Source organism: Bradyrhizobium sp. USDA 4503, assembly GCF_054055815.1.
Genome location: NZ_JBSRXS010000001.1, coordinates 3,685,519 through 3,711,271, shown reverse-complemented (window position 1 = coordinate 3,711,271; position 25,753 = coordinate 3,685,519). Strand labels below are relative to the sequence as shown.

General features: G+C 64.9%; 24 protein-coding genes. 17 read left to right on the top strand and 7 right to left on the bottom strand.

What is annotated here, in order from left to right; genetic code table 11:
- Window positions 1-6 precede the first annotated feature (6 nt).
- Genes ACVMIH_RS18065 through ACVMIH_RS18035 form a run of 7 tightly spaced genes read left to right on the top strand, consistent with a single transcriptional unit; the run spans window position 7 to window position 7,967 of the window.
- Window positions 7-864 carry a carbohydrate ABC transporter permease gene (locus tag ACVMIH_RS18065; protein WP_456862757.1) on the top strand — a complete coding sequence of 286 codons (858 nt, stop codon included), beginning with the start codon at window positions 7-9 and terminating at the stop codon, window positions 862-864.
- A 4-nt stretch (window positions 865-868) separates the two neighbouring features.
- Window positions 869-1,972, top strand: a complete 1,104-nt coding sequence (locus ACVMIH_RS18060; protein WP_456862754.1) for an ABC transporter ATP-binding protein — start codon at window positions 869-871, stop codon at window positions 1,970-1,972.
- Between the two features lie 12 nt (window positions 1,973-1,984).
- Complete coding sequence (locus ACVMIH_RS18055; RefSeq protein ID WP_456862750.1) at window positions 1,985-3,100, top strand: ABC transporter ATP-binding protein; 1,116 nt, start codon at window positions 1,985-1,987, stop codon at window positions 3,098-3,100.
- A 2-nt stretch (window positions 3,101-3,102) separates the two neighbouring features.
- Complete coding sequence (locus ACVMIH_RS18050) at window positions 3,103-4,683, top strand: FGGY family carbohydrate kinase (RefSeq protein ID WP_456862747.1); 1,581 nt, start codon at window positions 3,103-3,105, stop codon at window positions 4,681-4,683.
- On the top strand, window positions 4,676-5,716 hold the full coding sequence (locus ACVMIH_RS18045; RefSeq protein WP_057021033.1) for a 2-hydroxyacid dehydrogenase: 1,041 nt from the start codon (window positions 4,676-4,678) through the stop codon (window positions 5,714-5,716). The genes ACVMIH_RS18050 and ACVMIH_RS18045 overlap by 8 nt, the downstream gene beginning before the upstream one ends.
- 17 nt (window positions 5,717-5,733) lie before the next feature.
- A complete protein-coding gene (locus ACVMIH_RS18040; RefSeq protein WP_057021032.1) occupies window positions 5,734-6,462 on the top strand; it encodes a class II aldolase/adducin family protein in 729 nt (242 codons plus the stop codon).
- On the top strand, window positions 6,459-7,967 hold the full coding sequence (locus ACVMIH_RS18035; protein WP_456862744.1) for a glycerol-3-phosphate dehydrogenase: 1,509 nt from the start codon (window positions 6,459-6,461) through the stop codon (window positions 7,965-7,967). Before ACVMIH_RS18040 ends, ACVMIH_RS18035 begins: the two co-directional genes overlap by 4 nt.
- 23 nt (window positions 7,968-7,990) lie before the next feature.
- On the opposite strand, the gene ACVMIH_RS18030 is transcribed toward ACVMIH_RS18035, so the two are convergent.
- Genes ACVMIH_RS18030 through ACVMIH_RS18020 form a run of 3 tightly spaced genes read right to left on the bottom strand, consistent with a single transcriptional unit; the run spans window position 7,991 to window position 10,569 of the window.
- A complete protein-coding gene (locus ACVMIH_RS18030) occupies window positions 7,991-8,986 on the bottom strand; it encodes an ABC transporter substrate-binding protein (RefSeq protein WP_456862742.1) in 996 nt (331 codons plus the stop codon).
- Window positions 8,987-9,007: 21 nt separating this feature from the next.
- Window positions 9,008-9,817, bottom strand: coding sequence for an ABC transporter ATP-binding protein (locus ACVMIH_RS18025; RefSeq protein ID WP_456862739.1), 810 nt, complete (start codon window positions 9,815-9,817; stop codon window positions 9,008-9,010).
- Window positions 9,814-10,569 (bottom strand): ABC transporter permease, encoded by a 756-nt coding sequence (locus ACVMIH_RS18020; protein ID WP_225163506.1) that lies wholly within the window; start codon window positions 10,567-10,569, stop codon window positions 9,814-9,816. The genes ACVMIH_RS18025 and ACVMIH_RS18020 overlap by 4 nt, the downstream gene beginning before the upstream one ends.
- A 120-nt stretch (window positions 10,570-10,689) precedes the next feature.
- Here ACVMIH_RS18020 and ACVMIH_RS18015 point away from each other — a divergent pair, with 120 nt between their 5' ends.
- From ACVMIH_RS18015 to ACVMIH_RS18005, 3 genes are read left to right on the top strand one after another with little or no spacing between them, the layout of a single operon-like run.
- Window positions 10,690-11,817, top strand: coding sequence for a mandelate racemase/muconate lactonizing enzyme family protein (locus ACVMIH_RS18015; protein ID WP_456862736.1), 1,128 nt, complete (start codon window positions 10,690-10,692; stop codon window positions 11,815-11,817).
- Entirely contained in the window at window positions 11,817-13,412 is a 1,596-nt protein-coding gene (locus ACVMIH_RS18010) for a GMC family oxidoreductase (protein ID WP_456862733.1), read from the top strand. The genes ACVMIH_RS18015 and ACVMIH_RS18010 overlap by 1 nt, the downstream gene beginning before the upstream one ends.
- A 28-nt stretch (window positions 13,413-13,440) precedes the next feature.
- Complete coding sequence (locus tag ACVMIH_RS18005; RefSeq protein WP_028335658.1) at window positions 13,441-14,163, top strand: GntR family transcriptional regulator; 723 nt, start codon at window positions 13,441-13,443, stop codon at window positions 14,161-14,163.
- Between the two features lie 10 nt (window positions 14,164-14,173).
- Here the strand turns inward: ACVMIH_RS18005 and ACVMIH_RS18000 are convergent, their stop codons facing one another.
- From ACVMIH_RS18000 to ACVMIH_RS17985, 4 genes are read right to left on the bottom strand one after another with little or no spacing between them, the layout of a single operon-like run.
- The gene (locus ACVMIH_RS18000) at window positions 14,174-15,964 is read right to left on the bottom strand and encodes a chloride channel protein (RefSeq protein WP_456782226.1); all 1,791 of its coding nucleotides are present in this window, start codon (window positions 15,962-15,964) and stop codon (window positions 14,174-14,176) included.
- Window positions 15,961-16,224 carry an SUMF1/EgtB/PvdO family nonheme iron enzyme gene (locus tag ACVMIH_RS17995; RefSeq protein WP_456782225.1) on the bottom strand — a complete coding sequence of 88 codons (264 nt, stop codon included), beginning with the start codon at window positions 16,222-16,224 and terminating at the stop codon, window positions 15,961-15,963. The genes ACVMIH_RS18000 and ACVMIH_RS17995 overlap by 4 nt, the downstream gene beginning before the upstream one ends.
- Window positions 16,221-16,955 carry an SDR family NAD(P)-dependent oxidoreductase gene (locus ACVMIH_RS17990; RefSeq protein ID WP_456862730.1) on the bottom strand — a complete coding sequence of 245 codons (735 nt, stop codon included), beginning with the start codon at window positions 16,953-16,955 and terminating at the stop codon, window positions 16,221-16,223. Before ACVMIH_RS17990 ends, ACVMIH_RS17995 begins: the two co-directional genes overlap by 4 nt.
- Before the next feature lie 15 nt (window positions 16,956-16,970).
- Window positions 16,971-18,005 carry a LacI family DNA-binding transcriptional regulator gene (locus ACVMIH_RS17985; RefSeq protein ID WP_057021071.1) on the bottom strand — a complete coding sequence of 345 codons (1,035 nt, stop codon included), beginning with the start codon at window positions 18,003-18,005 and terminating at the stop codon, window positions 16,971-16,973.
- Window positions 18,006-18,187: 182 nt separating this feature from the next.
- On the opposite strand from ACVMIH_RS17985, the gene ACVMIH_RS17980 reads away from it, so the two are divergent.
- From ACVMIH_RS17980 to ACVMIH_RS17950, 7 genes are all read left to right on the top strand, one after another.
- A complete protein-coding gene (locus ACVMIH_RS17980) occupies window positions 18,188-19,489 on the top strand; it encodes an ABC transporter substrate-binding protein (RefSeq protein WP_253625747.1) in 1,302 nt (433 codons plus the stop codon).
- Between the two features lie 58 nt (window positions 19,490-19,547).
- Window positions 19,548-20,435: a carbohydrate ABC transporter permease gene (locus tag ACVMIH_RS17975; protein WP_253625748.1), complete on the top strand. Its 888-nt coding sequence runs from the start codon at window positions 19,548-19,550 to the stop codon at window positions 20,433-20,435.
- A gap of 4 nt (window positions 20,436-20,439) precedes the next feature.
- Window positions 20,440-21,267 (top strand): carbohydrate ABC transporter permease, encoded by an 828-nt coding sequence (locus ACVMIH_RS17970; protein WP_028335651.1) that lies wholly within the window; start codon window positions 20,440-20,442, stop codon window positions 21,265-21,267.
- 7 nt (window positions 21,268-21,274) lie between these two features.
- Window positions 21,275-22,279, top strand: a complete 1,005-nt coding sequence (locus ACVMIH_RS17965) for a zinc-dependent alcohol dehydrogenase family protein (protein WP_456862727.1) — start codon at window positions 21,275-21,277, stop codon at window positions 22,277-22,279.
- A 6-nt stretch (window positions 22,280-22,285) separates the two neighbouring features.
- Window positions 22,286-23,359, top strand: coding sequence for an ABC transporter ATP-binding protein (locus ACVMIH_RS17960; RefSeq protein WP_456862724.1), 1,074 nt, complete (start codon window positions 22,286-22,288; stop codon window positions 23,357-23,359).
- A gap of 143 nt (window positions 23,360-23,502) precedes the next feature.
- Window positions 23,503-24,315, top strand: a complete 813-nt coding sequence (locus ACVMIH_RS17955; RefSeq protein WP_456866508.1) for a sugar kinase — start codon at window positions 23,503-23,505, stop codon at window positions 24,313-24,315.
- On the top strand, window positions 24,312-25,349 hold the full coding sequence (locus tag ACVMIH_RS17950; protein ID WP_057021018.1) for a tagatose 1,6-diphosphate aldolase: 1,038 nt from the start codon (window positions 24,312-24,314) through the stop codon (window positions 25,347-25,349). Before ACVMIH_RS17955 ends, ACVMIH_RS17950 begins: the two co-directional genes overlap by 4 nt.
- The last annotated feature ends 404 nt before the right edge of the window (window positions 25,350-25,753 follow it).

Genomic DNA, 25,753 nt, shown 5'->3' with positions numbered 1-25,753 from the left:
GGAGCGATGGAACATTCCAGCCTTGCCGGTCGCATCTTCCGCGGCGTGGCGCTCACGCTGATCCTGATCTTCTTCATGTTTCCGATCGTCTGGATCTTCCTGATGTCGTTCCAGACCAACGAGCAGATCCTGCGGATTCCGCCGCGGATCCTGTTCGAGCCGACGCTTGCCAATTACGAGGCGCTGATCTCCGGCCAGCTGCGCACCGCGGCCGGCAATCTGCAGATCTCCTTCATGCGCAACCTCTTCAACAGCGTCGTGCTGTCGAGCGCGGCGGTGCTGCTGGCGCTGCTGCTCGGCGTGCCGGCGGCCTACGCCTTTGCGCGCTTCAAATTCCGCCTCGGCGAGAGCATCGCCTTCACGCTGCTGTCGTTCCGCTTTGCGCCGCCGCTGCTCGTGCTGCTGCCGCTGTCGCTGTACTACCAGGAGCTCGGACTCAACGACACCTATTTCGGGATCGTCTGGGTCTATCAGTTGATCGCGCTGCCGCTGATCCTTTGGATCGTGCGCGGCTATTTCGAGGATATCAGCCCTGATATCGAGCATGCCTACCGACTGGCCGGGCATTCCTGGCGCGAGGCCTTCACCAGGATCGCGGTGCCGCTGGCAGGACCGGGGATCGCCGCGGCGGGTTTGCTGTCGTTCATCTTCTGCTGGAACAATTTCATCTTCGCGCTGATCCTGGCCTCCGCCGACAAGCAGCCGGTGACGGTCGGCGCGCTCGCCTTCGTCACCGCGTCCGGTATCCAGTACGGCCAGATCGCGGCGGCGATCGTGCTGTCGGTGACGCCGACGCTGTTGCTTGCGCTCTATGCGCAGCGCTATCTGGTCGAGGGTCTCTCGCTCGGCGCGGTGAAAGGCTGATCCAATGGCGCGTCTCGAGATCAACTCGGTGAGCAAGGCATTCGGTGCGGCACGGCCCGCCGACGGATTGTCGCTGGCGATCGAGCCCGGCGAGATCGTGGCGGTGTTCGGACCGTCCGGCAGCGGCAAGACCGTGCTGCTGCGCATGATCGCGGGCATGTTCGAGCCCGACGACGGCGACATCCTGGTCGGCGGCCGCTCGGTCGTCGGTGCTCCGCCCGAGCGGCGCGGGATCGGCATGGCATTCCAGAACTTTGCCTTGTTCCCGCACATGACCGCCCGCGACAATATTGCAAGCGGCCTGCGCGCCAAGGGCGGCGGCGGCGATGTCGCCGGCCGCGTTGCCGCGATCAGCAGGCTGCTCAAGATCGAGCACGTGCTCGGTCACGCGCCGCGCGAATTGTCGAACGGACAGAAGCAGCGCACGGCGCTGGCGCGGGCGCTGATCGGCAATCCGGATGTTCTGCTGCTGGATGATCCGCTGCGCAATGTCGACGCCAAGCTGCGCTACGAGATGCGGCTCGAGCTGCCGAACCTGCTGCGTCGCGGCACTGCCGCGGTGCTCTACGTGACCCAGGACTATCGCGAGGCGATGGCGATCGCCGACCGCATCGCGGTCTTGATCGACGGCCGGCTCGCGCAGGTCGCGACGCCGACCGATATCTATGCCCAACCCGCATCGGTCGCGGTCGCGCGCCTGTTCGGCGATCCGACCATTAACCTCGCGGAAGTCTCGCCAGTAGCGGAGCACGGCATGCTGTCGGCTGACATCGCCGGCGCCAGGATGCGGCTCGGCGCGGCCGATGGCGCAGCACCTGCCGGTGCATGTTGGCTGGGCGTCCGGCCTGAGGATCTCGTGGTTTCGTCTGCATCCACCGACGACGCCATCCCGGCGCGCATTCTCGCGATCACGCCGATGCACGAGAAGGCGGTGCTGCTGCTCCGTCTTGCCGACGGCACGGAGTGGCTGGCGGCGCTGCCGCCGGATGCGCCGCAAGGCGCGGCTGACGATGCTATTTTCGTTCGCTTTGCGCCCGACGCCGCGATGCTGTTCGATCGCGCCACCGGGCTGCGGATCGGGGCGTCGCACCGGCTCAAGGCGGCATAGGAGCGAATGGTCATGGACATGCTCGAGCTTCGGGGCATCGACAAGGTCTATCGCAGCCGCGGCAAGGAGCCGGTGCACGCGGTGCGCGCGCTCGACATGGCGGTCGAAAAAGGCGAGATCGTCGCACTGCTGGGATCGTCGGGCTGCGGCAAGACCTCGACATTGCGCATGATCGCAGGCTTCGAGGACGTCTCCGCCGGATCGATCGCGCTCGGCGGGCGGCGGATCCACGAGCTGCCGCCGGCGCGGCGCAAGGTCGCGATGGCGTTCGAGGGCTACTCGCTCTATCCGCCGCTCACGGTCCGCGAGAACATCGCGTTCGCGCTGAAATCTGCCCAGTTGCCGCGAGCCGAGGTGACGCGTCGCGTCGGCGAGATCGCCCGTCTGGTCGAGATCGAGGACATCCTCGACAGCTATCCGCGCGCGATCTCAGGCGGCCAGCAGCAGCGCGTGTCGCTGGCGCGGGCGCTGGTGCGCGACGCCGATCTCTATCTGCTCGATGAGCCAATGGGGCAGCTCGAACCGCAGCTGCGCGCGGTGCTGCGCGGCCGGATCAAGAGCCTGCTTGCCGAGCGCGGCATGACCGCGATCTTCGTCACCCACGACCAGACCGAAGCGAGTGCGCTGGCCGACCGCATCGCTGTCATGGAAGGCGGCCTGCTGCAGCAGTTCGCCAGCGAGAAGGAGCTGAAGGGCCGACCGGCCAATCTGTTCGTTGCAAGCTTCATCGGCGAGCCGCCGATGAACCTGCTCGACGCCGAGGTGACGCGGTCCGATGGTGGCTTCCGTCTGTCGGTCGGAACCGACATGGGTTTCGATATCGCCGGCGCCGGACTCGACGTTGAGGCGGCGAAGACGCTCGTGGCCACGCCGCAGGTGCGGATCGGCATTCGTCCGCAGAAGATCGTGGTCGGGACCGGTGACGTCAGGGTCAAGGTCGTCTCCAACCAGTGGCTCGGCGATCAATCGCATGTCGCCGGCGATTGCGGTGGCCGCATGCTGATCGCGGTCATACCGGGCCGTGTCGCCGCGCGGCCGGGAGAGATCATCTCGTTTGCGCTGGAGCCGCGTCACCTGCACATCTTTGGCAGCGACGGAACCTACATTCGCCATGCGGAGGGAGCGTGACGATGACCGCTTCGGCCAGCCGCGACGTTATCATCGGCATTGACGCCGGCACCTCCCTGATCAAGGCGGTGGCGTTCACGCTGACCGGCGAGCAACTCGCAGATGTCTCGCGGCCGAATGCGTACAGCAGCCTGGCCGGCGGCCATGTCGAGCAGGACATGGCGCAGACCTGGAGCGATACGGTCGCGGTCATTCGTGCGCTGGCGAAGTCCGCGCCTGACCTGTCGGCGCGGATCGCGGCCGTCGCGGTGACCGGGCAGGGCGACGGCACCTGGCTGATCGATGACGACGGCCGGCCGGTCGCGCCGGCGCTGCTGTGGCTCGACTCGCGCGCCGGGCGGCTGGTCGAGGCGATTCGCGGCGGCGAGCACAACGCGATCCTTTACCGTCGAACCGGCTCCGGGCTCAATGCCTGCCAGCAAGGGCCGCAACTGGCGTGGCTGCAGGCCCACATGCCCGACACGATCGCCAGCGCGACCACGGCCTTCCACTGCAAGGACTGGCTTTATTTCCTGCTCACCGGTGAACGCGCAACCGATCCGTCGGAAGCCACGTTCTCCTGCGGCGATTTCCGCAAGCGAGCATTCGACGCAGAGACCGCGCGGTTGATCGGTATCGCCGACCTGACGCGCCTGTTCCCGCCGGTCGTTGACGGCGCGGTCATGACGCATCCGCTGACCGCGGCCGCCGCCATCGAGATCGGCCTGCCGGAAGGTGTGCCGGTCTGCCTCGGCTATGTGGACGTGATCTGCAATGCGCTCGGCGCCGGGCTCTACGATCCGTCACCCGATGTCGGCTGCACCATCATCGGGTCGACCGGCATGCATATGCGGCTGGTACCGAGCGCCGACGCGGTGACACTGAATCGGGAGGCAACCGGCTATACCATGCCGTTCCCCGTGCCCGGTCATTATGCCCAGATGCAGTCCAACATGGCGGCGACGCTGAACATTGACTGGATGCTCGATCTCGCCTGCGACATGCTGGCGGCGGAAGGCGTGACGCGCACGCGCGCCGAACTGATCCGCCGGCTCGACGATCAGGTGCTGCGGGCGAGGCCCGGCGAGGTGCTGTTCCACCCGTTCATCTCCGATGCCGGCGAGCGTGGTCCGTTCGTCGCGCATGAGGCCAGCGCGCAATTCTTCGGCTTGCGGTCGCGCCACCGCTATGGCGACCTGATGCGCGGCGTGATGGAGGGCCTGGCCTTCGCCGCACGGGATTGTTACACGGCGATGGGGTCGCTGCCGCGCGATGTCAGGATCACAGGCGGCGCGGCGAAGAGCCGTGCGCTTGGCGCCATCCTCGGGGCCGCGCTGGATTGCGACGTCCGGATCTGCAGCCGCGCCGAGGCCGGCGCCGCGGGCGCTGCGATGATCGCGGCGGTCGCGATCGATGCCTATCCCGACATGCGCGCCTGCGCCGAGCAGTGGGTCGCGCCGCATCTCAGTGCGCCGCAATCGCCGGACGCTGCGCTGGCGAAGCGCTATGCCAGCATCTTCCCGACCTATCTCGAGGCAAGGCTGGCGTCGCGGCCGGTCTGGAAGCAACTCGCCGCGCTGCGCGCCGGAGGCGATCATGTCTAAGTCCATCGCCATCGTCGGTGACCGCTTCATGCTGCCCTCGGTGTTCGCCGAGCACATCCGGTCAGCCTGCGGCGATGGCGTCGACATCCGCACCCTGGAGCAGCCTTGGCCGGACGAGCCGATGGAGCACGGTTACGCCGGCTCGAAGCTCGATGGCCTGAAGGAATTCATGGGGCAGCCCGACGAGATCATCGGCTTCATCGGCGATGCCGAACTGCTCGTCACCCATCTGGCGCCGATCTCGCGGTCGATGCTGGAACGGCTGCCGACGCTGAAGTTCATTGCGGTGTCGCGCGGCGGCCCGGTCAACATCGACATGCAGGCGGCGCGCGACCACAACGTGCTGGTAGTCAATACGCCCGGCCGCAATGCGGGTGCGGTCGCGGAGTTCACCATCGGCGCCATTCTGGCCGAGACACGCCTGATCCGCAGTGGTCACGAGGCGCTGCGAGGCGGGGAATGGCGCGGCGATCTCTATCGCGCCGACCGCACCGGGCGCGAGCTCGGCGAGATGACGGTCGGCATTGTCGGCTACGGCGCGATCGGCAGCCGCGTGGTCAAGCTGCTGAAGGCCTTCGGCTGCAAGATCCTGGTCGCCGATCCCTATGTCCAGCTCAGCGCCCAGGACCGCAATGACGGCGTCGAGCATGTCGCGCTCGGCGAATTGCTCGGCCGCGCCGACGTCGTCACGCTGCACGCCCGGGTGACGCCGGAGACCACCCGTTTCATCGGGCGCGAGGCTCTGGCGCGGATCAAGCCGGGCGCGTTCCTGATCAACACCGCGCGCGGTCCGCTGGTCGACTACGAAGCGCTGCATGATGCGCTGGCATCGGGGCATCTCGGCGGCGCCATGCTCGACACCTTCGCGGTCGAGCCGGTTCCGGCGGACTGGCCGCTGCTGCGACTTCCCAACGTCACGCTGACGCCGCACATCGCCGGCGCCTCCGTGCGTACCGTCACCGTGGCCGCCGGACAGGCGGCCGAAGAGGTTCGTCGCTTCCTGGCCGGCGAGCCGCCACGCAATCCGTGCTGAAGAGAAAGGCAGTTCGTATGACCCGTGAGGAACGACAGTTGCGCGAGGCGATCATCGCCAAGTGCCGGTGGATGAATGCGTCGGGTCTCAACCAGGGGACATCGGGCAACATCTCCGCCCGCTACAAGGACCGGATGCTGATCACGCCGTCGGCGACCCCCTACGATTCGATGAAGCCGGACATGATCGCCTCGATGCCGCTCGAGGGCGACTATGGTGCGTGGGAGGGGCCGCTGCAGCCGTCCACCGAATGGCGCTTCCATCTCGACATCACGCGCGCCCGGCCCGATGTCGGCGCCATCGTCCATACTCACTCGACTTACGCGACCGTGCTCGCGATCGCGCGCAAGCCGATCCCGGCCTGCCATTACATGATGGCGGCGTTCGGCGGCACCGAAATCCGCTGCGCCGGCTATGCGCGCTACGGCACCAAGGAATTGTCCGATCATGCGATTGCGGCGCTCGAAGGCCGCAATGGCTGCCTGCTCGCCAATCACGGCATGATCGCGCTCGGCGCCAATCTCGACAAGGCGATGTGGCTCGCGGTCGAGCTCGAGACCATCGCGCGTCAGTACTACCTCTCGCTGGCGCTCGATTCGCGCGTCATCCTGACCGACGAGGAGATTGCCGACACCGCGAAGGGGTTCTCCACTTACGGTCTGCAGGCGCCGAAGCCGAACAAGGCCCGCGCGACCGCAAAGGCGGCGCCGCGCCGCGCCGAGAAACGGCGCAGCAGCAAGCGATGACGGGCACTGCGCCGGTCGCAGGTACGGATCACGGGCTGGTCGATATCGCCATCATCGGTGGCGGCATCAACGGTGCCGGCATCGCCCGCGACGCCGCCGGCCGCGGCTTGAAGGTGCTGCTTTGCGAGAAGGATGATTTCGCCGAGGGCACCTCGTCGCGCTCGGGCAAGCTGATCCATGGCGGACTGCGCTATCTCGAATATTACGAGTTCCGCCTGGTGCGCGAGGCGCTGATCGAGCGCGAGGTGCTGCTCGCGTCGGCGCCGCATATCATCTGGCCGATGCGCTTCGTGCTGCCGCATTCGCCGGAGCAACGGCCGGCGTGGCTGGTCCGCACCGGCCTGTTGCTCTACGACCATCTCGGTGGCCGCAAGCAACTGCCGGCGAGCCGCAGCCTGGATCTGTCGTGCGCTCCGGAGGGCGCGCCGCTGCGTCGGGAGTTCCGGCGAGGCTTCGAATATTCGGACTGCTGGGTCGATGACAGCAGGCTGGTGATCCTCAATTTGATCGATGCCGCGCAGAACGGCGCCTGCATCCTGCCGCGCACGCGGGCGGTGCGCGCGCGCCGCGACGGCGGGACCTGGCTGCTCGAAATGCACGGCGACGACGGCACAACGCAGGTCGTGCGGTCGCGCGCGCTGGTCAACGCCGCCGGGCCGTGGGTTCAGGATGTCATCCAGGGCGTGGCGGGCCTGAACTCGGCCCAGAGCGTACGGCTGGTCAAGGGCAGCCATATCGTGGTGCCGAAATTCTGGAGCGGGCGGCAGGCCTATCTGCTGCAGAACAGCGATCGCCGGGTGATCTTCGTCAACCCCTATGAGGGCGATCTCGCATTGATCGGCACCACAGACATTCCCTATCACGGCCGCGCCGAGGACGTCGCGATCGGCGAGGACGAGACCGATTACCTGTTGCAGGTCTTGCGCCGCTATTTCCGAACGCCGCCGCAGGCCGGCGAGATCGTGCATGCATTCTCCGGGGTCCGGCCGCTCTACGACGACAACGCCGACAATCCGTCGGCCGTGACGCGCGACTATGTGTTCGAGGTTCATGGCGCGCAGGATGTGCCGCCGCTGCTGTCGATCTTCGGCGGCAAGATCACGACCTACCGCCGGCTGGCGGAGCAGGCGCTGCAGCGCCTCGCGCCGTGGTTTCCGAAGCTGTCCTCGGCCTGGACCGCGGATCGGCCGCTGCCGGGCGGCGACATCGGCGGCAGTTTCGATGAATTCGCAAATCGGCTGGCACGCGACTATCCCGATTTGCCGCGAACGCTCATCCATCACTATGCCCGTCTTTATGGGACGCGCGCGCGCCAGCTGCTGGGTCCGGTCCGCAGCGCCGTAGACCTGGGCCGTCATTTCGGCGGCGAGTTCTATGAATGCGAAGCGGCGTATCTCCGCAAGAATGAGTGGGCGAGGCGGCCTGCCGACTTCCTGGACCGGCGCACCAAGCACGGCCTGCACTTGACGCCCGCGCAGCGGGTCGCGTTCGAGAGCTACCTCTAGGACGCGATTTGCGTCCAGGTGCGTCACGCAATCGTTTTCAAATACAGGCTCGGATCGAAATATTTGCTTGCCGGGGTAAAGTCCTTGATGCCGGCATTGGCCATGAAGAAGTCGGTCGATTGCTGCAGCCAGTTGGTGACCGTGCCGTCGGAATACATCCGCTTCCAGTCCCGCGACGAGAACATCTTCTGCGCCTTGAACGATTCGTCGATGTCGGCCATCGGCGTCTGGCTGTAATGGCCCTTCTGCAGCTTTTCCATCGCTTCGGTGCTGTTCGCGATGATGTAGTCATTGGCATCGGCCCAGCCACGGATCAGCTTCGCCAGCGTTTCCTTGTTGGGCTCGTAATAGTCGTTGGCCGCGGCCCAGCCGCCGATGATCGCGGCCTTTGGATAATAGGCTGAGGCGTCGGCGAGCTTGACCGCGCCCGGCACTTTGTCGCGAACCGTCACGTTGAAAGGCACCCAGAGCGCGACGGCAGGCACCGCGCCTGAAATGAAGGCGGTTGCGGCGGCCGGCATGGTCTGGTTGACGAGCTCGACCGCTTTGGGATCGACCTTGTTCGCGCGCAGCGCGGTGTCCAGGAACACATGCGCGGTGGTGCCGGTCGCAGTTGCGATCCGCTTGCCCTTCAGGTCCTCGAATGACTTGATGCCCTGATCGCCGCGCACCCAGAGCTGTGCGGTCGCGACCTCGATGTCGTTGATCAGGAAGACCTTGCCCTGGCCGCGGGCGGGGAAGTTCGAGAGCACGGCGCCCGTCGCCAGCACGTCGAGGCTGCCGCCGATCAGCGCCTGGAAGATTTCGAGGCCGGTATTGAACTGCCGCAGCTCGAGATCCAGTCCCTGCTTTTCGAAGGAACCGCGGTCCATGCCGGTCCAGATCTGGCCGTCGACGGCAACGGTGTGCAGATAGCCGACACGAACTTTTGTTTTTGCCTGAGCAATCGCAGGAGCTGCGGCGGTGAAGGACCCCAGGGCAAGCCCGGCCGTCGTGGTCAGAAATTGTCGCCGATCCATAGGTCGTCCTCCGCTGTGTTGTTATTCCGAGAATGAGACCGGACGCATCTGCGCCTGCTGGGCGCGATACTCGTCCATCACCAGATGCTTGATATAGCTTCGCAGCTCGCCGAATTCGGCCCGTTCCTGGATCGATTCATCGCGTGGATAGGCGAACGGCACGTCGATGATCTGCCTGATCCGCGCCGGCCGCGCGGTCACGACCACGATGCGGGACGCGAGATAGATCGCCTCCTCCACGGAGTGGGTGATCAGCATGACCGTCTTGCCTTCGGTCTGGAGCACCTTGAGCAGCAGGTTCTGCATGTTGGAACGGGTCTGGGCGTCGAGCGCACCGAACGGCTCGTCCATCAGCAGGAACTGCGGCTTGACCGCGTAAGCCCGCGCGATCGCGAGCCGCTGACGCATGCCGCCGGACAAATGCTTCGGATAGGAGTTGGCGAAGTCGGACAGCCCCATCAGGCCGAGATAGTGATCGCAGATCGAATCGCGCTCACCGGCCGCGACGTGATTGGCTCGGAGCGTCAGGCCGAAAGCGATGTTCTGTTTCACCGTCAGCCACGGGAAGACGCCATATTCCTGGAAGATGACGCCGCGCTCGGGACCGGGACCCGTGACGGGCTGCCCGTCGAACAGCACCCTTCCGGTCGTCGGCTTCTGGAAGCCCGCGAGCATGCTCATCATCGTGGTCTTGCCGCAGCCTGAAGGGCCGATCACCGCGATGAAATCGCCATCGTTGATATCGTAGCTGACATTCTCGACGACGTTGAGGCGTCCCTTCGGGGTCTCGAAGGCAAGCGAAACCTTGTCGAACTGTGCACGCGTGGTCATGCGATGGCCCGATCCTGCCAGACCAGCAACCGGGCGGTGATCTTGCGCAGGATCATGTCCATGATCAGCGCGATCAGGCCGATGCAGATGATGCCGACATAGATGACGTCGAGCAGGAAGTAGGTCGATGCATTCTGGATCATGGCGCCAAGCCCACGCTGGGCCGCGATCAGTTCGGATGCCACCAGCGTCGCCCAGGCCACGCCAAGCGCGACCCGCAGCGCGGTGAGGATGTGCGGAACGGTGAGGGGAATGATCACCTTGCGAAAGATTTCCGCCTGATTGGCGCCGAGCGTCTGCGCCACGCGGATATAGAGCGGGGTGATCTGCGAGACCCCCTCATACATGACGATCACGCCGGAGAAGAACGAGGCGTAGAACAGGATGACGAGCTTTGCGAGCTCGTCGACGCCGAAATAGACGATGACGAGCGGGATCAGCGCGATCGGCGGCAGCGCGCGGAAGAAGTTGATCATAGGGTCGGCGAAGGTGCGGGCCGGGCGATACCATCCGAGCAGAAAGCCGACCGGCACCGCGACCAGAATTCCAAGCGAGACGCCGAAAAAGACGCGCCTGGTCGAGGCGAAGATGTCGATCAGGAGGCCTTCCTTGGTGAGAAGCTCGACGAACTTCGCGGCGACCTGGTGCGGGGCGGGGATCAGCGATGCGTTGACGAAGCCGCTCCAGCGCACGGCATACCAGAGCAGGATCGCACCGACCCACGGTATCAACCCGAGACCAAAGCGTCTCACGCCAGCTCCGTCCATTCGACGCGTCCACCCAGATTGCAGTTGATGTTTGCCCAAGTCATATTATAAATAGGATGACCATACAAGCGCCGCTTTGGTCGTAGGCGCCGCAGGTTTCCGCGCATGACATCGCCGCCTTTCACCATCCGGAGCGTCCAGGCCTTTGGCTTCCGCTATCCTCTGACGACACCGGTCATCACCTCGTTCGGGCGGATGGGGGACCGGCCTGCCGTGTTCGTTCGGGTCGAGGACACGGACGGTTACGTGGGCTGGGGCGAGGTCTGGTGCAACTTTCCCGCGCCGGGCGCCGAGCATCGTGTTCGGCTGGTCAATGAGGTCCTGGCACCGGCGCTTGTCGGATTCAGGGCAAGCGAACCTGGTGCCGCATTCGAGCGACTGACGCAGGGAACTTCGGTGCTCGCGTTGCAATCCGGCGAAGCGGGCCCGTTCGCGCAATCGATCGCCGGCATCGATCTTGCGGTCTGGGATCTCCATGCACGGCGCCGGAACGTTGCGTTGTGGAGATTGCTCGGCGGATCGCGGAGCCGGATCAAGGTCTATGCCAGCGGCATCAATCCGGTCGGATCGGAGCGAGCGGCGGAAGCAGCGCTCGGCCGCGGCTACCGCGCCTTGAAGCTGAAGATCGGCTTCGATCCGGCAGGCGACCAGGCCAATCTCGCCGCGCTGCGCCGAGTTGTCGGCGATGGCATGCTTGCGGCCGACGTCAACCAGGGCTGGACCATCGCGCAGGCGCTCGAGCGTGCGCCGCAGCTCGAACCGTTCGGCCTTGCCTGGCTCGAGGAGCCGATCCGCGCGGACCGTCCGCGGCAGGAATGGAAGCAACTGCACGAGACAATCCGTTTTCCGCTCGCTGCCGGTGAGAACATCGCGAGCCACGCCGGCTTTGCCGAAGTGCTGAGCGAGCCGGCTCTCGGTGTCGTCCAGCCTGACGTCGCCAAGTGGGGCGGGCTTTCGGCTTGCGCCGGCATCGCCCGCGACATCCTGACGTCGGGCAAGATGTTCTGTCCGCACTATCTCGGCGCCGGCATCGGCCTGTTGGCGTCGGCGCATCTGCTGGCGGGCGTCGGCGGCGAGGGACTGCTGGAGGTCGACAGCAACGAGAACCCGCTGCGGGATCAATTCTGCGGCCCCGTGCTTCACGTCAGCGATGGAATGATCGAGCTCGGCGACGAGGCGGGTCTCGGCATTGCGCCCGATCTTGCCTCGATCGAACAATACCGGACCGCGTGATGTCGGGGCTTGGCTACGATTACATCATCGTCGGTGCGGGGGCGGCCGGCTGTGTGGTCGCAAACAGACTGTCGGCCGATCCTGCCTGCCGCGTGTTGTTGCTCGAAGCCGGCGGATCGGACCGGAATTTCTGGCTCAAGCTGCCGGTCGGCTATTACCGGACCATCTACGACGAGCGCTTCTCGCGCCTGTTCAAGACCGAGCCGTCGGAAGGAAGCGGCGGCCGCGCCATCGTCTGGCCGCGTGGCCGCGTGCTCGGCGGATCGTCGTCGATCAACGGCCTGATCTTCATCCGCGGCCAGCACGAGGATTTTGACGACTGGGAACGTCTCGGCGCCGACGGCTGGAACTATCGCGACGTCCTGCCCTATTTCCGGCGCTACGAGCGCTATCGCGGCGGCGAGAGCCAGTTTCACGGCGGCCTCGGTGAGTTCGAGGTCTCCGACCTCCGGAACGACAACCCGGCGTCGAGGGCCTGGGTAGAGGCGGGCGTGCAGTTCGGCCTGCCGCGCAATCCCGACTTCAACGGCGCGACGACGCTTGGCGTCGGTGCCTATCAGCTTGGCATCGGGCGGCATTGGCGGACCAGCTCGGCATCCGCCTTTCTTCGACCGATTGCCGACCGGCGCAACCTGACCATCATCACGCATGCGCAGGTGAGCAAAGTCACTTTCAACGGCCGCGTCGCGACCGGCGTCGAGTGGATCAGCAAAGGGCAGGTTCATCGCGCGACAGCCGATCGCGAGGTGATCCTGTCGGGCGGCGCGCTGCAATCGCCGCAAATCCTCCAGCTTTCCGGGATCGGTCCGGCCGACCTGCTTCGCAAGCACGGCATTGCCGTCGTCACCGACTCGCCCGAAGTCGGCTCCAATCTGCAGGACCATTACCAGGCGCGGCTGATCGTGCGCCTGAAGGAGCGGATCTCGCTCAATGACCAGGTCCGTCATCCTGTCGCGCTCGCGAAGATGGGGCTCCAATGGATGCTGGCCGGGCGGGGACCGTTGACGGTGGGGGCGGGACAGGTGGGCGGAGCGGCCTGTACCGAATATGCGGTCGGTGGCCGTCCCGACGTGCAGTTCAACGTGATGCCGCTCTCCGTCGACAAGCCCGGCGAACCCCTCCACAGCTATTCCGGCTTCACGGCCTCGGTCTGGCAATGCCACGGCCGGTCGCGCGGACAGCTCGCGATCCGCTCGGCCGATCCGTTCGAGCAGCCGCTGATCGCGCCCAATTATTTCGCCGAGGAGATCGACCGCAAGACCATTGTTGCCGGCCTGAAGATCTTGCGCGAGATCTATCAGCAAAAGGCGTTCCGCCCGCTCTGGGACGTCGAAATGGTGCCGGGCGAGGCCGCAAGTAACGATGCCGGGCTGTGGGAGTTTGCGCGCAACACCGGCGGCACGGTGTTTCACTGCGTGGGCACCTGCCGCATGGGCAGCGACGAGCGGGCAGTACTCGATCCGCAGCTGCGGGTGCGCGGCGTCGAGCGGCTGCGCGTGATCGACGCCTCGGTGATGCCGCAGATCACCTCGGCCAACACCAATGCGACCAGTTTGATGATCGGGGAACGCGGTGCAGCCCTTGTCATGCCGTGATTGGGCCGCTTGATTTCCGGAGGGCGAGATGGAATTGAGTTCCGACAGTCACGTCCCCAAATACGCGCAGATTGCCGATATCTTTCGCCAGCGGATTGCGCGCGGTGTCTGGAGTCAAGGTTTTCGCCTGCCGGCCAACGAGGATCTGGCGGCCGAGTTCGGCGTCTCGCGCGTCACCATCAGGCAGGCCGTTGAGTTGCTCGCCCGCGACGGTGTCATCGAGGCGCAGCAAGGCCGCGGCACCTTCGTCACCGGGACTGTACGACAGGACCGCTGGCTCAAGGTCGAGACCACACTGTCCGATCTCGCGGACATGTACCGCGACACCTCGCCGGAGATCATCAACATCTCGGAAAGCCGGAGCGATGCGCCGTTGCTTCCCGAAGACGGCAAGCCGGCCGAGAAATATGTCTTCATGCGCCGTCTGCACTCGCGCCAGAAGCAGCCTTATTGCGTCATTTCCATCTATCTCGATGAGAAGATCTTTCGCAGGTCTCCCAAGCGCTTTCGCAACGAGACGGTGATCCCGATCCTCAACGATCTCAGGGATCCGGCGATCGCCAGCGCCCGCCAGACATTGACCATCGGAACCGCGGACATCGAGGCGGCGCGGCTGCTGCGCGTGCCTTTGAATTCGCCGGTCGCCGAAGTCCGCCGTGTCTTCACGGCGAGCGATCGCACCGTGATCTATCTCGGTGAAGTCACCTATCGCGGCGATTTTGTGCGGATCGATATGGATCTAAGGCCATAGCGCGCAAGTATCACCGCGAAAACAGCTCCTGGTTCCGGCGTTCGAGCTCTTCCCCATAGGTGCGCAGCACATGGGATTCGCTTAAGGTGCCAATCGTGACGCGGTGGTCGGCACGGTCAACGACCGCGAGGACGTCGGCTTCGCTCCGTTCAAAGGCCTTCAGGATCTCGCGAACCGACGTGGTCGGAAGCAGGTACTCATCCTGCTGCTGGGCCAGCGACCCGAGCGGATCGTCGTCCCGATTGGTGACGGAATGCAGCGTCGCCGCCGCAACGATGCCGGCATAGCTGCCGTTCGGATCGCGCAGCACGACCTGTCGGACCTGGGCCGGCGAGAACAGCTTCTGCGCCTCGCCGATCGGCATTGTCGTCAGTGCATTCTCGAAGTCGGCGCGCATCAGGGAGGCCGCGCTCATCTGACGGACCCAGCCGATGTCCTGCGGACCGCGGATCACCTCGCCGCGCAGATGGAAGCGCCATGTCGCAAAACTGTAGCCGAACAACTCGCGGACGATGAGCGCGCAGACCGATGATGCGACCACCGCCCCGACGGTCACGGAGAAATCGCCGGTGATTTCGAGCGCGAGACAAACCATGCTGAACGGTGCGCCCAGTACGCCGGTTCCGAGTGCGGCGAGAGCCGCGATAGCAGCGGTGCCGGGCTGAAGCGCGAGCGTGGGGAAGGGGCCGGTCAGCACGACGCTGTAGAGCTGCCCGATCAGCGCGCCGAGCAGCAGCGAGGCGAAGAACAGTCCGCCGCGAAAGCCGGAGCCGAGCGAGACGGCCGATGCCAGGATCTTGAGCACGATTGTTGTCGTGAGCAGGAGCCAGCTCGGATTGCTGACCAGCAGGATTTGCATTGCGCCGTGGCCGGCGCCGAGCACGGTCGGCGTCAGCAGGGCGAGGCCGCCGAGCAGCAGACCGCCGAGGATCGGGCGCACGAAGCCGCTGAAAAGCGTGACCCGCTGAAAGCAACGTTCGGAAAATGCGACCGCGAGCATGACGAGGATGCTGACGAATGCGCAAATGATGCCGATCAGCACGGTCTGTCCGATCATCTCGACGGACACGGGCGATGGGAAGCCCGGCACCATCAGAAAGGACTGATGCGTCAACCCCCGCGCCACCAGCCAGGCCGTGACGGCGCTGGCGATGACGGGCACGAGGGCGGCCGACGTGTAGGCTCCCAGCACGACCTCGAAGGCATAGAAGGCGCCGGCCAGTGGAGCCGAAAAGGCTGCGCTGATCGCCCCCGCCGCGCCGCAGGCCACCAACAGCCGCATGTCGTTGCGGCGGGCGGCGAGGCGCTGGCCGACATGGGAGCCAAACATCGAGCAGATCTGCGTGTATCCCGCTTCCAGTCCGACCGATCCGCCGAACCCGTTGGACAGCAGAGTCTGGATCGAGATCAGCAGGCTGCCGCGGAACGACACCCGGCCGCCATAGAGCGCGTTGGCTTCGATGGCGTCAGCGAGCTGCTGTCCCTTGACGCGCCGCGCGAAGTACAGCCCGATCAGCGCCAGGACCAGGCCGCCAACTGCCGGGATCAGCAGCGTGCGCTGCCAGGAAATCACGCCGGTAGCGCTGAGATGTGCGTCGAGGGGAATGTCGAACAGCAGCGCGTGCGAAGCCTGGCTGAGGCCCGAGATCGTGGCAACGAGGACGCCGCTCAGCAACCCGACGACAATGCCGACCAGCACGAGGCCAGTCTCGCGATTGCGCACGAAATTACGCAAGAACTGCGGCAACAGACGGGTGCCGGGAGCAGGGGCCGGCTTCGCGGCATTTGTCGCCAGCGTCATCCTATGCCGGATCCCGCAGCTGCCCGGTGCGCACGACAGAAAAGCCGATCTTGCTCGACGAGCCGACCGACGCGTTCGGGTCTCGCTGCGAAGCGGTGGCGGCCGCCGTAGGGCTCGAGACAGGATTTACCGCGCGTCGAGCGGTTCGGTGCAGGCTCGCGATTCAAGGGGACTCCCGACGGTGCGAGGCGGTCCTCGTACCATTCCCAAACATTTCCGGCGACATTATGCAGGCCGTATCCGTTGGTTTCCTGGCTCATCCGGCAAGAAACCCGCCATCCACCGCGACGACGGTGCCGGTCGCATATTGTGATGCCGGCATGCAGAGGAATGCGACAGCTCCCGCAATGTCCTCCGGCTGACCCCAGCGCTTGAACGCGGTGCGGTCGGCGATGCGCTGATAGTGCGCGCGATCGGTGCGGCCGGCCGCATTGATCGCCGTTTCGATATAGCCGGGGGCAACCGCATTGACCCGGATGCCTTGCTCGGCCCATGCCAACGCGAGCGCTTTGGTCAGCATCACGACACCGCCCTTGCTGGCGCAATAAGCCGGGATTCGCGGCAGCGCCAAGGTCGCATTCATCGAGGCAAGATTGACGATCGCGCCCTTGCTCTCGGCGAGAAGCGGGCGGAACGCCATGCAGGTTCGAAATGTGCCCGTGAGATTGACGTCGAGCACCCTCATGAAGGTCTCGATCTCGTATTCCTTGTCGCGGGCGAGGATTCCCGCGCAGTTGACCAGCGCATCGACGCGCTTTTGCTGTTGGGCAAAAGAAGCGACAGCGTCGTCGTTCGTGACGTCGAGCGTCGCGAGTGTGAGGCCGGCGCGCGATTTCAGCAAAGTGCGCGCCAGATCGGTCTCGTTGGCCGCCGTTGCGGTCACTGTCGCGCCGAGGTCGCAAAACTGATTGCTGATTGCGGCGCCAATGTCGCCGGCGCCGCCGATCACCACGGCATGGAAGTCGGACGCAAGAGAGAAGTTTGAGCGCATTGGAGGGGTCTCGCTTCAGGATTTGAGAGGGGGAGCCGTCGATTCACGGACCACCAGGGAGAAGTCGATCTCGCGATGCATGATGGTCTGCTCGCCGGCGAGGCTGCGCACCAGATATTCCCCGGCGCGCTGCCAGGTTTCTCCGGTCGGTACGTGGATCGTGGTCAGGCTCGGCCGCAAGTGGCGGCTCCAGTCGAGATCGTCGAAGCCGACCACCGACAGGTCACGCGGCACCGAAAATCCATCGCGCTCCGCCTCGAGCAACACGCCGTAGGCGATCACATCGTTGCCGCAGACGACGGCGGTCGGACGATCCTTCAGGTTGAGGAGATAGCGGGCCGCTTCGCGCGCGTCATCCAGCGTGTAGGGCACCTCGACATGCCATTGCGGCGGAAGCTCCAGGCCGTTCTCGGTGAGCGCGCGGCGAAAGCCGGCGACGCGAGCGCTGGCGCGGTCGTTGTTGCGCTGGAGCGCCGAGACGATCCCGATGCGGCGGTGGCCAAGCTCGATGACATGCGCAGCGGCGCGATGGGCGGCCGCTTCGTTGTTGGTTCCGACGCACGGGTGGGGTCGATCAGGCTGGTAGATGCCGACATTGATGAAGGGAACCGCGTTGTCCGCAAGCAACTTGCGCAGTCCCTCGTGATGGCAATCACCGCGCAGCACAAGTCCATCGACGCCGCGGCTGATCAAATTGCGCGCTTGCTGCAATTCGACGTCGAGATCGTAGCCGCTCGTGGTGAGAAACAGCATGTATCCGACCGAGGAGAGATACTGCTGCAGCGAGGCGATGCCGCGCGCGAACATCGTATTGTCGATGGTCGGAACGATCGCGCCAAGCGTGCGCGAGCGCCGTGACGACAGGATGCGCGCCGGCGCATGCGGAATGTAGCCGAGCGCGTCGATGGCCTGTTCGATGCGCGCCCGCAGGGAAGGGCTCACCGCATCGGGATTGTTGAGCGCGCGCGACACCGAGGCCGTTGAGACGCCGGCACGGGCTGCGACGGCGCGGATGCCCTGTTTCACGGATTTGGCGTTGGTCAATCGTATCAATGTAACGTTACATTCGATGAGGCAAACCGCGTGGTAGCGGTAATCTCGTAAATTTGCCGCAGAATATCCGGTTTGTCCATTGCTTGACACAACCGATGTGAGGTCTAGATTGTAACCGTTTTCAAGCCGCGTTCAAAATGGCCCGCCAGCTTAAGGCGGCCAGCCGGGAGGAGAGTTCGATGAAGGTCAGGATGCTCGCGACGCACGTCGCGTTGCCCGTTCTCGCGCTTGTCGCCGTCAGCGCGCAGGCTCATGCGGCCGATTTCGACTGGATGAAGTTCAAGGGCAGGACCGTCACCTTTCTCGCCAATAACAATCCGGTCGCGCAGGCACTGCTGACCTACAAGGCCGATTTCGAGAAGCTGACCGGCATGACCCTGAAGGTCGACGGCTATCAGGAACAACAGATGCGCCAGCGTCTGGTCACCGTCATGAATGCGAACAGCGACGAGGTCGACGTGTTCATGACGCTGCCTTCGCGCGAGGGCGAGCAGTTCGCCGCGGCCGGCTGGTACGGCGATCTCACTGCGATGGCCAAGAACGAGGTGGCCAAGGAATACGACCCGGCCGGGTTGAGCCAGGCCCTGCTCAAGGCCGCGACCTTCGGCGGCAAGCTGACCAGCATGCCGATGAACATCGAAGGTCCGATCTTCTATTACCGCACCGACATCTTCAAGAAGTGCGGGATTGAGGCGCCGAAGACCATCAAGGATGTCGAGGCGGCGGCCGAGAAGATCAAGACCTGCGACAGCGCTGTCACGCCCTTTGTCTCGCGTGGCCTCAAGCCCGCGGTCGCCTACACCTTCAGCAACATGCTGCACAACATCGGAGGCAGCTACATCGCAGGCGGCAAGTCGAACCTCTGCTCGGCCGAGGGCAAGGAAGCACTCGACACCTATAGCCGGCTGCTGCGCGACTTCGGTCCGCCGGGTGTGGTCAACTACAGCTTCCAGCAGATTTCGGCGCTCTACCGCAGCGGCCGCGCCGCGATGGCATTCGAATCCTCGAATGAGTTGCGCACGGTGATGGAGGGCGGCGCGCGCCTGAAGGACACCGGCCTGTTGCCGTTCCCGGCAGGCGAGGCCGGCCAGGTGCCGACCACGATCGGCTGGGGCATGGCGGTGTCTTCGCACAGCAAGCAGCCGGACGCGGCCTGGTACTTCGTGCAGTGGGCAACCAGCCCCGAGGTGCAGAAGAAAATGGCGCTCCAGGGCATTGCCCCGCCGCGGCCGTCGGTTGCCAAGGATCCTGAGTACCGCAAATGGATCGACGAGGAGCCCGTCCGCAAGGAATGGCAGGCTGCGCTCGACGTGCTTGCGACCAAGGGCTCCTCCGAGGTCGGCTACCCCATCATCGCCAACCCGGAATCACGCGAATTCATCGGCCAGGCCGTGCAGGACCTGATCTTGAAGCAGAAGCCCATCGACCAGGCCTGTGCTGATGCCGACAAGGCGCTCGATGCGCTGATCGCACAGAAGTAACCGCCTGATACTGGCAGGCTTATGCCTGCCGGCTCCTCACTCTCAAGGAAACGGACGCATGTCGGACGCGGCTGCGACACTCACGCAGGACCGGCAGAAGCTGGAAATGGCGACGCTCTCGGCGCCGGCCGTGATCTTCACGGTCGCGATGATCGCGTTTCCGGTCGTCTATACGATCTGGCTCGGCTTCCAGACATTCTCCTCGACCGGCAAGCAGTCCTTTGCGGGCCTCGCCAATTATTCAAAGCTGATCTCCGACTACGAGTTTTGGCACGGACTCTGGATCACCATAGCGCTCTATGTGCTATCGTTGGTGCTCCAGCTCGTCTTTGGCGTGTGGCTGGCTCTGGTGTTGTTTCACGCCAGGCGCCTGCCGGGAATCGTGCGCTCGCTGTTCATCTCCCCATTCATGATGCCGCCGGTGGTGGCGGGCATGATGTGGCTGGTGATCCTCGATCCCTCGCTGGGCGCGGCCAACTACATCCTCCAGTCGCTCGGCCTGCCGCCGTCGGACTGGCTGGCGTCGCCGACGTGGGTTATCCCGACCGTCGCTCTGATCGACAGCTGGCAGTGGACGCCATATGTCGCCTTGATCGTGCTGGGCGGCCTGCAATCGCTGCCGCCGAGTGTCTACGAGGCCGCGCAGATCGACGGGGCATCGCCGTTCAAGACCTTCCAGCGCATCACGCTGCCGCTGCTGCTGCCGACCATCGTCACCGCGGCCATCCTGCGCAGCGTCGATCTCCTGCGCTTCTTCGACATCATCTACATCACCACCCAGGGCGGCCCCGGCAACGCTTCGAACACGCTCAACATCTACGGCTTCCGGGTGGGTTTCGAGTTCTTCAACATCGGTTACGCCAGCGCCCTGATGCTGACGCTGACGGCGATCGTGTTCGGCGCCGTGCTCGCCTTCAACCGCCTGCGCGGCGCCGTGGCGTGGTGATGTCATGACGGATGCCGCCAACACCGACCGCTGGATCCGCTGGCTCAACACCGTGCAGCTCGTGCTCGCCGGCGTGCTCATCATGGCGCCGACGGTCTGGATGGTGTTGTCCTCGTTCAAGCCGTCGTTCGAGGTCACGGCCTATCCGCCGACGCTGATCTTCACGCCGACGCTCGACAATTATGTCGAGCTGACCAAGACCACGCCGTTCCTCAGCTATGCGCTCAACAGCCTCATCGTCACCGTCGGCTCGACGGCGCTCGGCTTACTGTTCGGCATCCCCGCCGCTTTCGCCGTCTCCTGGACACGGATCTCGTGGCCGGCGATCCTGACGCTCGCGGCGCGCATGGCGCCGGGCACGCTGTTCCTGCTGCCGTGGTACGTCATGTTCCGGCAGGTCGGGATGATCGGCTCCTACACCGCGTTGATCCTGAGCCACGCGGTCATCACGCTGCCGATCGTGATCTGGGTGCTGCTGCCGTCCTTCGACGGCATCCCGCGCAGCGTCTTCGAGGCGGCGCAGGTCGACGGATGCAGCGTCACGCGCATCCTCTGGCGTATCGCGCTGCCGTTGGTGGCGTCCGGCGTCGCCGTCTCGGCGATCCTCGCCTTCGTCTTCTCATGGAACTACTTCCTGTTTGCGCTGGTGCTCTCCAACGGCGACACCAAGACGCTGATCGCGGCGGCCTTCAACTTCATCGGCGAAGGCTCGACGCAATGGGGCGCTCTCATGGCCGCGGCGACGCTGATCGCACTGCCGCCGCTGGTGCTGGCTGCCCTGGTTCAGCGCTGGCTGGTGTCCGGACTGACGCTCGGTGCGGTGAAAGGCTAGGTATCTGATGAACGTGTCACCCCGTCCGAATTCGATCATGCAGGCCGCGGTCTTCCACGGCGGCGACCGCATCACCATCGAGCGCGTGGCAATGCCTGACGTCGGCACAGGTGAAGTGCTCGTGCGCGTTTCGCGCACCGCGCTGTGCGGTTCTGACTTCAAGCTCTGGCACAAGGGCGCAGAGTTCACCGCCGGCCATGAGATTTTCGGCGTGGTCGAGCAGCCCGGTCACCGGCTGCATGGTCGCCGCTGTGCCGTCTATATTCCACTCCACTGCGACCATTGCGCGGCCTGCAAGCGCGGCGATACCCAGATGTGCCTGGAGGTCTCCAGCCTGATCGGCTGGAACCGGCCGGGCGGCTACGCCGAATACGTGCCGGTGCCGGAAAATTGCCTGCTGCCGGTGCCCGATGACATCGAGGACAGCCTCGCGCCGCTCTTGCTCGACACCATCGGCACGTCGGGCCACGCCGTGCGTTTCGTCAGCCGCGTGGTGACGCCCGGTGAGGCCGGACCTGTTCTTGTCATGGGCGCCGGGCCGGTCGGCCTCGGCGTCGTGCTGGCGCTCCGTGCGCTCAGCTACAACGACATCTACGTTGCCGACCCCAATGCGACGCGGTTGAAGATCGCGCAATCCTTCGGCGCGAAGGCGCATCCCGTGGGCGACACCTCGAAGCGCTTTGCTCTCATCATGGAATGCTCCGGCGCGCATGCGGCGCGCAACCTCGGCATCGAGCTTGTCCTGCCGCGCGGCGCGCTGGTGCTGGTCGGCGAGAACGCCGCGCCCTGGACCATCGAGGAGGGCAAGGTGTTCCGCCGCAAGGACTTCTACATGATCCGGACCTTCTACTTTCCGGTCTCGGATTTCGAGCCGAACATCGAGCTGCTGCGCAAGTTCAAGGACGAATACCGCGTCCTCGTCGACGGCGAGTTCGGCCTGTCGGCCCTGCCTGAGAATTTCGCCCGCTTTGCCAGGGGCGAGCTGATCAAGCCGGTACTGGCGCTGGATTAAGCGATCATGGCCTCGATCTCGATCCGCAACCTCGTCAAGCGCTACGGCAGTTTCACTGTGATCCCCGATCTCAATCTGGAGATCGCGGACCATGAATTCGTCGTCTTCGTGGGGCCGTCCGGCTGTGGCAAGTCGACCCTGCTGCGAATCATTGCGGGTCTCGAGCCGATCACGTCGGGTGACCTCTACATCGGCGACAAGCGCGTCAACGGCGTGCAAGCTGCACAGCGCGACATCGCGATGGTGTTCCAGGACTACGCGCTCTATCCGCACATGCGCGTCTACGACAATATGTCGTTCGCATTGGAGCTGCGGGGAACGCCAAAGGCGGAGATCGATACGCGCGTGAAGCGTGCCGCCGCACTCCTGCACATCGAGCCCTATCTCGATCGCAAGCCGAAGCAGCTCTCCGGCGGACAGCGCCAGCGCGTCGCCATGGGCCGTGCGATAGTGCGCAATCCCAAGGCGTTCCTGTTCGACGAGCCGTTGTCCAACCTCGACGCAAAACTGCGCGGACAGGTGCGGGCCGAGATCAAGGCGCTATCGCAGGAGCTCAAGACCACCATGGTTTTCGTGACCCATGACCAGATCGAGGCCATGACGATGGCTGACCGGATCGTGGTGCTCCAGAACGGGACGATCCAGCAATACGACACGCCGGAGACGGTCTACGAGCGGCCGGCCAACCAGTTCGTCGCCGGCTTCATCGGCTCGCCCGCCATGAACTTCTTCCCGGTCGAATGGCGTGAGGAGCGCGCGATCCTTTCGCAAGGCGCAACGGGGGTGCCGCTGGACGGTGAGGCCGCAAGCCGCCTGCAGCAGGCGGGAAATGCCGTGCTCGGCATCCGTCCTGAACATTTTGCCGTCACGACCGATGCGGCGGACGGCATCGCCATCAACGTCAAGCTGGTCGAGCCGCTCGGCTCGGATACCCTGATCCATTTCGATCTCGCCGGCGTCTCCGCGATCGCAAGGGTCGATCCAGCGTTGCGACCAAAGCCCGGCGATCGCCTCAGCTTGCGGCCGCAGCCGGGCAAGACGCATTTGTTCGATGCAGCGAACGGGCAGGTCTTGCGGTGAGCGCGTCGGCGAACATAGCAGCTCTTTCGGCGCTCGCGGATGTGGCGACGGGAGCCAGGGGCGTCCAGGTGATCTGCCTTGGGCTGTCCGCGCTCGATTAGGTCTGGCGTGTCGATCAGCTCTTTGCGGGCAACAGCGAGAAGATAAAGGCCATCGACTACGGTACCCTTGGCGGCGGAATGGCCGCCAATGCCGCGGTTGCGGTCGCACGGCTCGGTGCCTCCGTCGCGTTCTGGGGGCGGGCAGGGGACGATGCCGCCGGGCACGAGATGCGGTCGGCTTTTGCGGCCGAAGGCGTCGACGTCGAGAATTTCCGGCTGTTTCCCGATGGCCGCTCATCGGTCTCGGGGATCATTGTCGACAGTTCGGGCGAGCGGCAGATCGTGAACTTCCGTGGTCTGTTTCCAGAAGCGGCCGATTGGCTTCCGCTTGAAGCCGTCGCTCGCGCATCCTCGGTGCTGGCCGATCCGCGCTGGGTGGAGGGCGCCGCGACGCTGTTTCGCGAGGCGCGTGCGCGCGGCATTCCGACGGTGCTCGACGGCGACATGGCTGATGCCGAGGTATTCGAGCGACTGCTGCCCCTGACCGACCACGCGATCTTCTCCGAGCCTGCGCTCGCTTCTTTCGCCGGATCTGCCAAAGACGAATCTCTCGCAGCACTGGCGCGCTTCGGCTGCAGTGTCATCGCGGTCACGCGCGGCGAGGGCGGCGTCAGTTGGTACGAGAATGGCCAGCTGCACCGGCACGCCGCCTATGCCGTCGATGTCGTCGATACCACCGGCGCCGGCGACGTCTTCCATGGCGCCTATGCCCTTGCGATCGGCGTCGGCCTCGATGTGCGCAACGCCATGGCGTTTTCTGCAGCCACGGCCGCGATGAAATGTCGCCACGCCGGTGGCCGCAACGGAATCCCCACCATCAACGACTGTCTTGCATTCATGAGGACGAAGCCATGAGAACGATTGGAAAGAACCGCGGGCTGGGCCGCCTTGCTGACGCGGAAGGCCACTTTCGCATGGTCGCGCTGGATCAGCGGCCGCCGCTGTTCGATGCCATTGCGAAGGCGAAGGGAATCACGCGGGATCAGGTCGAATATTCCGACGTCACGGCGGCCAAGCGGCTCCTCGTGGAGAACCTCGCACCGCATTGCAGCTCGATGTTGTTCGACCCGAATTTTGCCGTGCCCGCAGCGATCGATCTGTTGCCGCCGCGCTGCGGCCTGATCATGACGCTGGAGGAGCATCGCGTCGAGGAGACCGCGGGCGGTCGCAAGTCGCGCGCGATCGCCAACTGGAGTGTGGAGAAAATTCGCGCCATGGGCGGCGACGCCGTCAAGGTGCTGGCCTGGTATCGGCCGGATGCGGACGCCGCGGTCAACGAGCATCAGAAGCGCTTCGTGCGCGAGATTGGCGAGGAGTGCGCCCGCCACGACGTTCCCTATGTTCTTGAACTGCTGGTCTATCCGTTCCTTGGCAGCGCCAATCACACCGCCGATTATGTGGAATCGCCCGGCAAGCTGCCGAGCCTCGTCATCGATAGCGTGCGCGAGTTTGCCAAGCCCGAATACGGCGTCGATCTCCTGAAGCTTGAGAGTCCCCTCGCGGCCAACAGCCTGCCGGCCCGTGACGGCAGCGCCGAAGCCAAGGCCGCGCAGAAGGAATTCGATGCAATCGGCGATATCTGCCGCGAGCGGAGCATTCCCTGGGTCCTGCTGTCGGGCGGCGCCGCGCCGGAAAAATTCGAACGCGTCCTCGACTTCGCCTATGCCGCGGGCGCGGGCGGTTTCCTGGCCGGTCGCACCATCTGGCTCGATGCCGTCCTGAAGAATTTCCCGGACCTTGGGGCGGTTTCGGCGAGCCTGCGCAAGGAAGGCCTCGGCGTGCTTGAGCGGCTCAACAAGCTGACGACGGCCAAGGGCACGCCGTGGAAGGCGCGCTTTCCGGTATTCACTGACATCAAGCAGGAGGGTGACTTCGCGCGCGCCTATTGAAACAGTGACGGCTCCACGTGTCTTGGTGGGCCCGGCAGGACTCGAACCTGCAACCAGACCGTTGTGAGCGGCGGAGCAAGATCAGCTTCGTTGATCTAGCTGCACCATGCTTGAGTTCGATGGCGTTCGTCGCGCTTTGGTGAGGTCGTTTTCTGGCGCGAAACCGGTGCGGTTCGCGGCAATGGCGGATTTCGGCCGAAGCTGAGGCTGCTCGCGCGCCCAATCGCTTTGTTGAACGTTCAGTAAAGTCGCATACTAAACATGCTGGCTGCGGCTGACCTTCCGGCTTCCCTGTTATCGGGACGGACCGAATTGCGTCCTCCGGACCAGGTCGGCAACTGCAATTATGGGGAAATTTGCTGCATTGCAAACGTCGACGCTTGCGCGTGCGAGCGTCGGGAATA

Coding starts and splice junctions, on each gene's coding strand:
- ACVMIH_RS18010 (WP_456862733.1), top strand. CDS start 11,817: ATGTCGGGGCTTGGCTACGATTACATCATCGTCGGTGCGGGGGCGGCC.
- ACVMIH_RS18025 (WP_456862739.1), bottom strand. CDS start 9,817: ATGACCACGCGTGCACAGTTCGACAAGGTTTCGCTTGCCTTCGAGACC.
- ACVMIH_RS18065 (WP_456862757.1), top strand. CDS start 7: ATGGAACATTCCAGCCTTGCCGGTCGCATCTTCCGCGGCGTGGCGCTC.
- ACVMIH_RS18015 (WP_456862736.1), top strand. CDS start 10,690: ATGACATCGCCGCCTTTCACCATCCGGAGCGTCCAGGCCTTTGGCTTC.
- ACVMIH_RS18005 (WP_028335658.1), top strand. CDS start 13,441: ATGGAATTGAGTTCCGACAGTCACGTCCCCAAATACGCGCAGATTGCC.
- ACVMIH_RS17965 (WP_456862727.1), top strand. CDS start 21,275: ATGAACGTGTCACCCCGTCCGAATTCGATCATGCAGGCCGCGGTCTTC.
- ACVMIH_RS18055 (WP_456862750.1), top strand. CDS start 1,985: ATGGACATGCTCGAGCTTCGGGGCATCGACAAGGTCTATCGCAGCCGC.
- ACVMIH_RS18045 (WP_057021033.1), top strand. CDS start 4,676: ATGTCTAAGTCCATCGCCATCGTCGGTGACCGCTTCATGCTGCCCTCG.
- ACVMIH_RS18000 (WP_456782226.1), bottom strand. CDS start 15,964: ATGACGCTGGCGACAAATGCCGCGAAGCCGGCCCCTGCTCCCGGCACC.
- ACVMIH_RS18050 (WP_456862747.1), top strand. CDS start 3,103: ATGACCGCTTCGGCCAGCCGCGACGTTATCATCGGCATTGACGCCGGC.
- ACVMIH_RS18060 (WP_456862754.1), top strand. CDS start 869: ATGGCGCGTCTCGAGATCAACTCGGTGAGCAAGGCATTCGGTGCGGCA.
- ACVMIH_RS17950 (WP_057021018.1), top strand. CDS start 24,312: ATGAGAACGATTGGAAAGAACCGCGGGCTGGGCCGCCTTGCTGACGCG.
- ACVMIH_RS17970 (WP_028335651.1), top strand. CDS start 20,440: ATGACGGATGCCGCCAACACCGACCGCTGGATCCGCTGGCTCAACACC.
- ACVMIH_RS17975 (WP_253625748.1), top strand. CDS start 19,548: ATGTCGGACGCGGCTGCGACACTCACGCAGGACCGGCAGAAGCTGGAA.
- ACVMIH_RS17980 (WP_253625747.1), top strand. CDS start 18,188: ATGAAGGTCAGGATGCTCGCGACGCACGTCGCGTTGCCCGTTCTCGCG.
- ACVMIH_RS18040 (WP_057021032.1), top strand. CDS start 5,734: ATGACCCGTGAGGAACGACAGTTGCGCGAGGCGATCATCGCCAAGTGC.
- ACVMIH_RS17960 (WP_456862724.1), top strand. CDS start 22,286: ATGGCCTCGATCTCGATCCGCAACCTCGTCAAGCGCTACGGCAGTTTC.
- ACVMIH_RS17990 (WP_456862730.1), bottom strand. CDS start 16,955: ATGCGCTCAAACTTCTCTCTTGCGTCCGACTTCCATGCCGTGGTGATC.
- ACVMIH_RS17995 (WP_456782225.1), bottom strand. CDS start 16,224: ATGAGCCAGGAAACCAACGGATACGGCCTGCATAATGTCGCCGGAAAT.
- ACVMIH_RS18030 (WP_456862742.1), bottom strand. CDS start 8,986: ATGGATCGGCGACAATTTCTGACCACGACGGCCGGGCTTGCCCTGGGG.
- ACVMIH_RS18035 (WP_456862744.1), top strand. CDS start 6,459: ATGACGGGCACTGCGCCGGTCGCAGGTACGGATCACGGGCTGGTCGAT.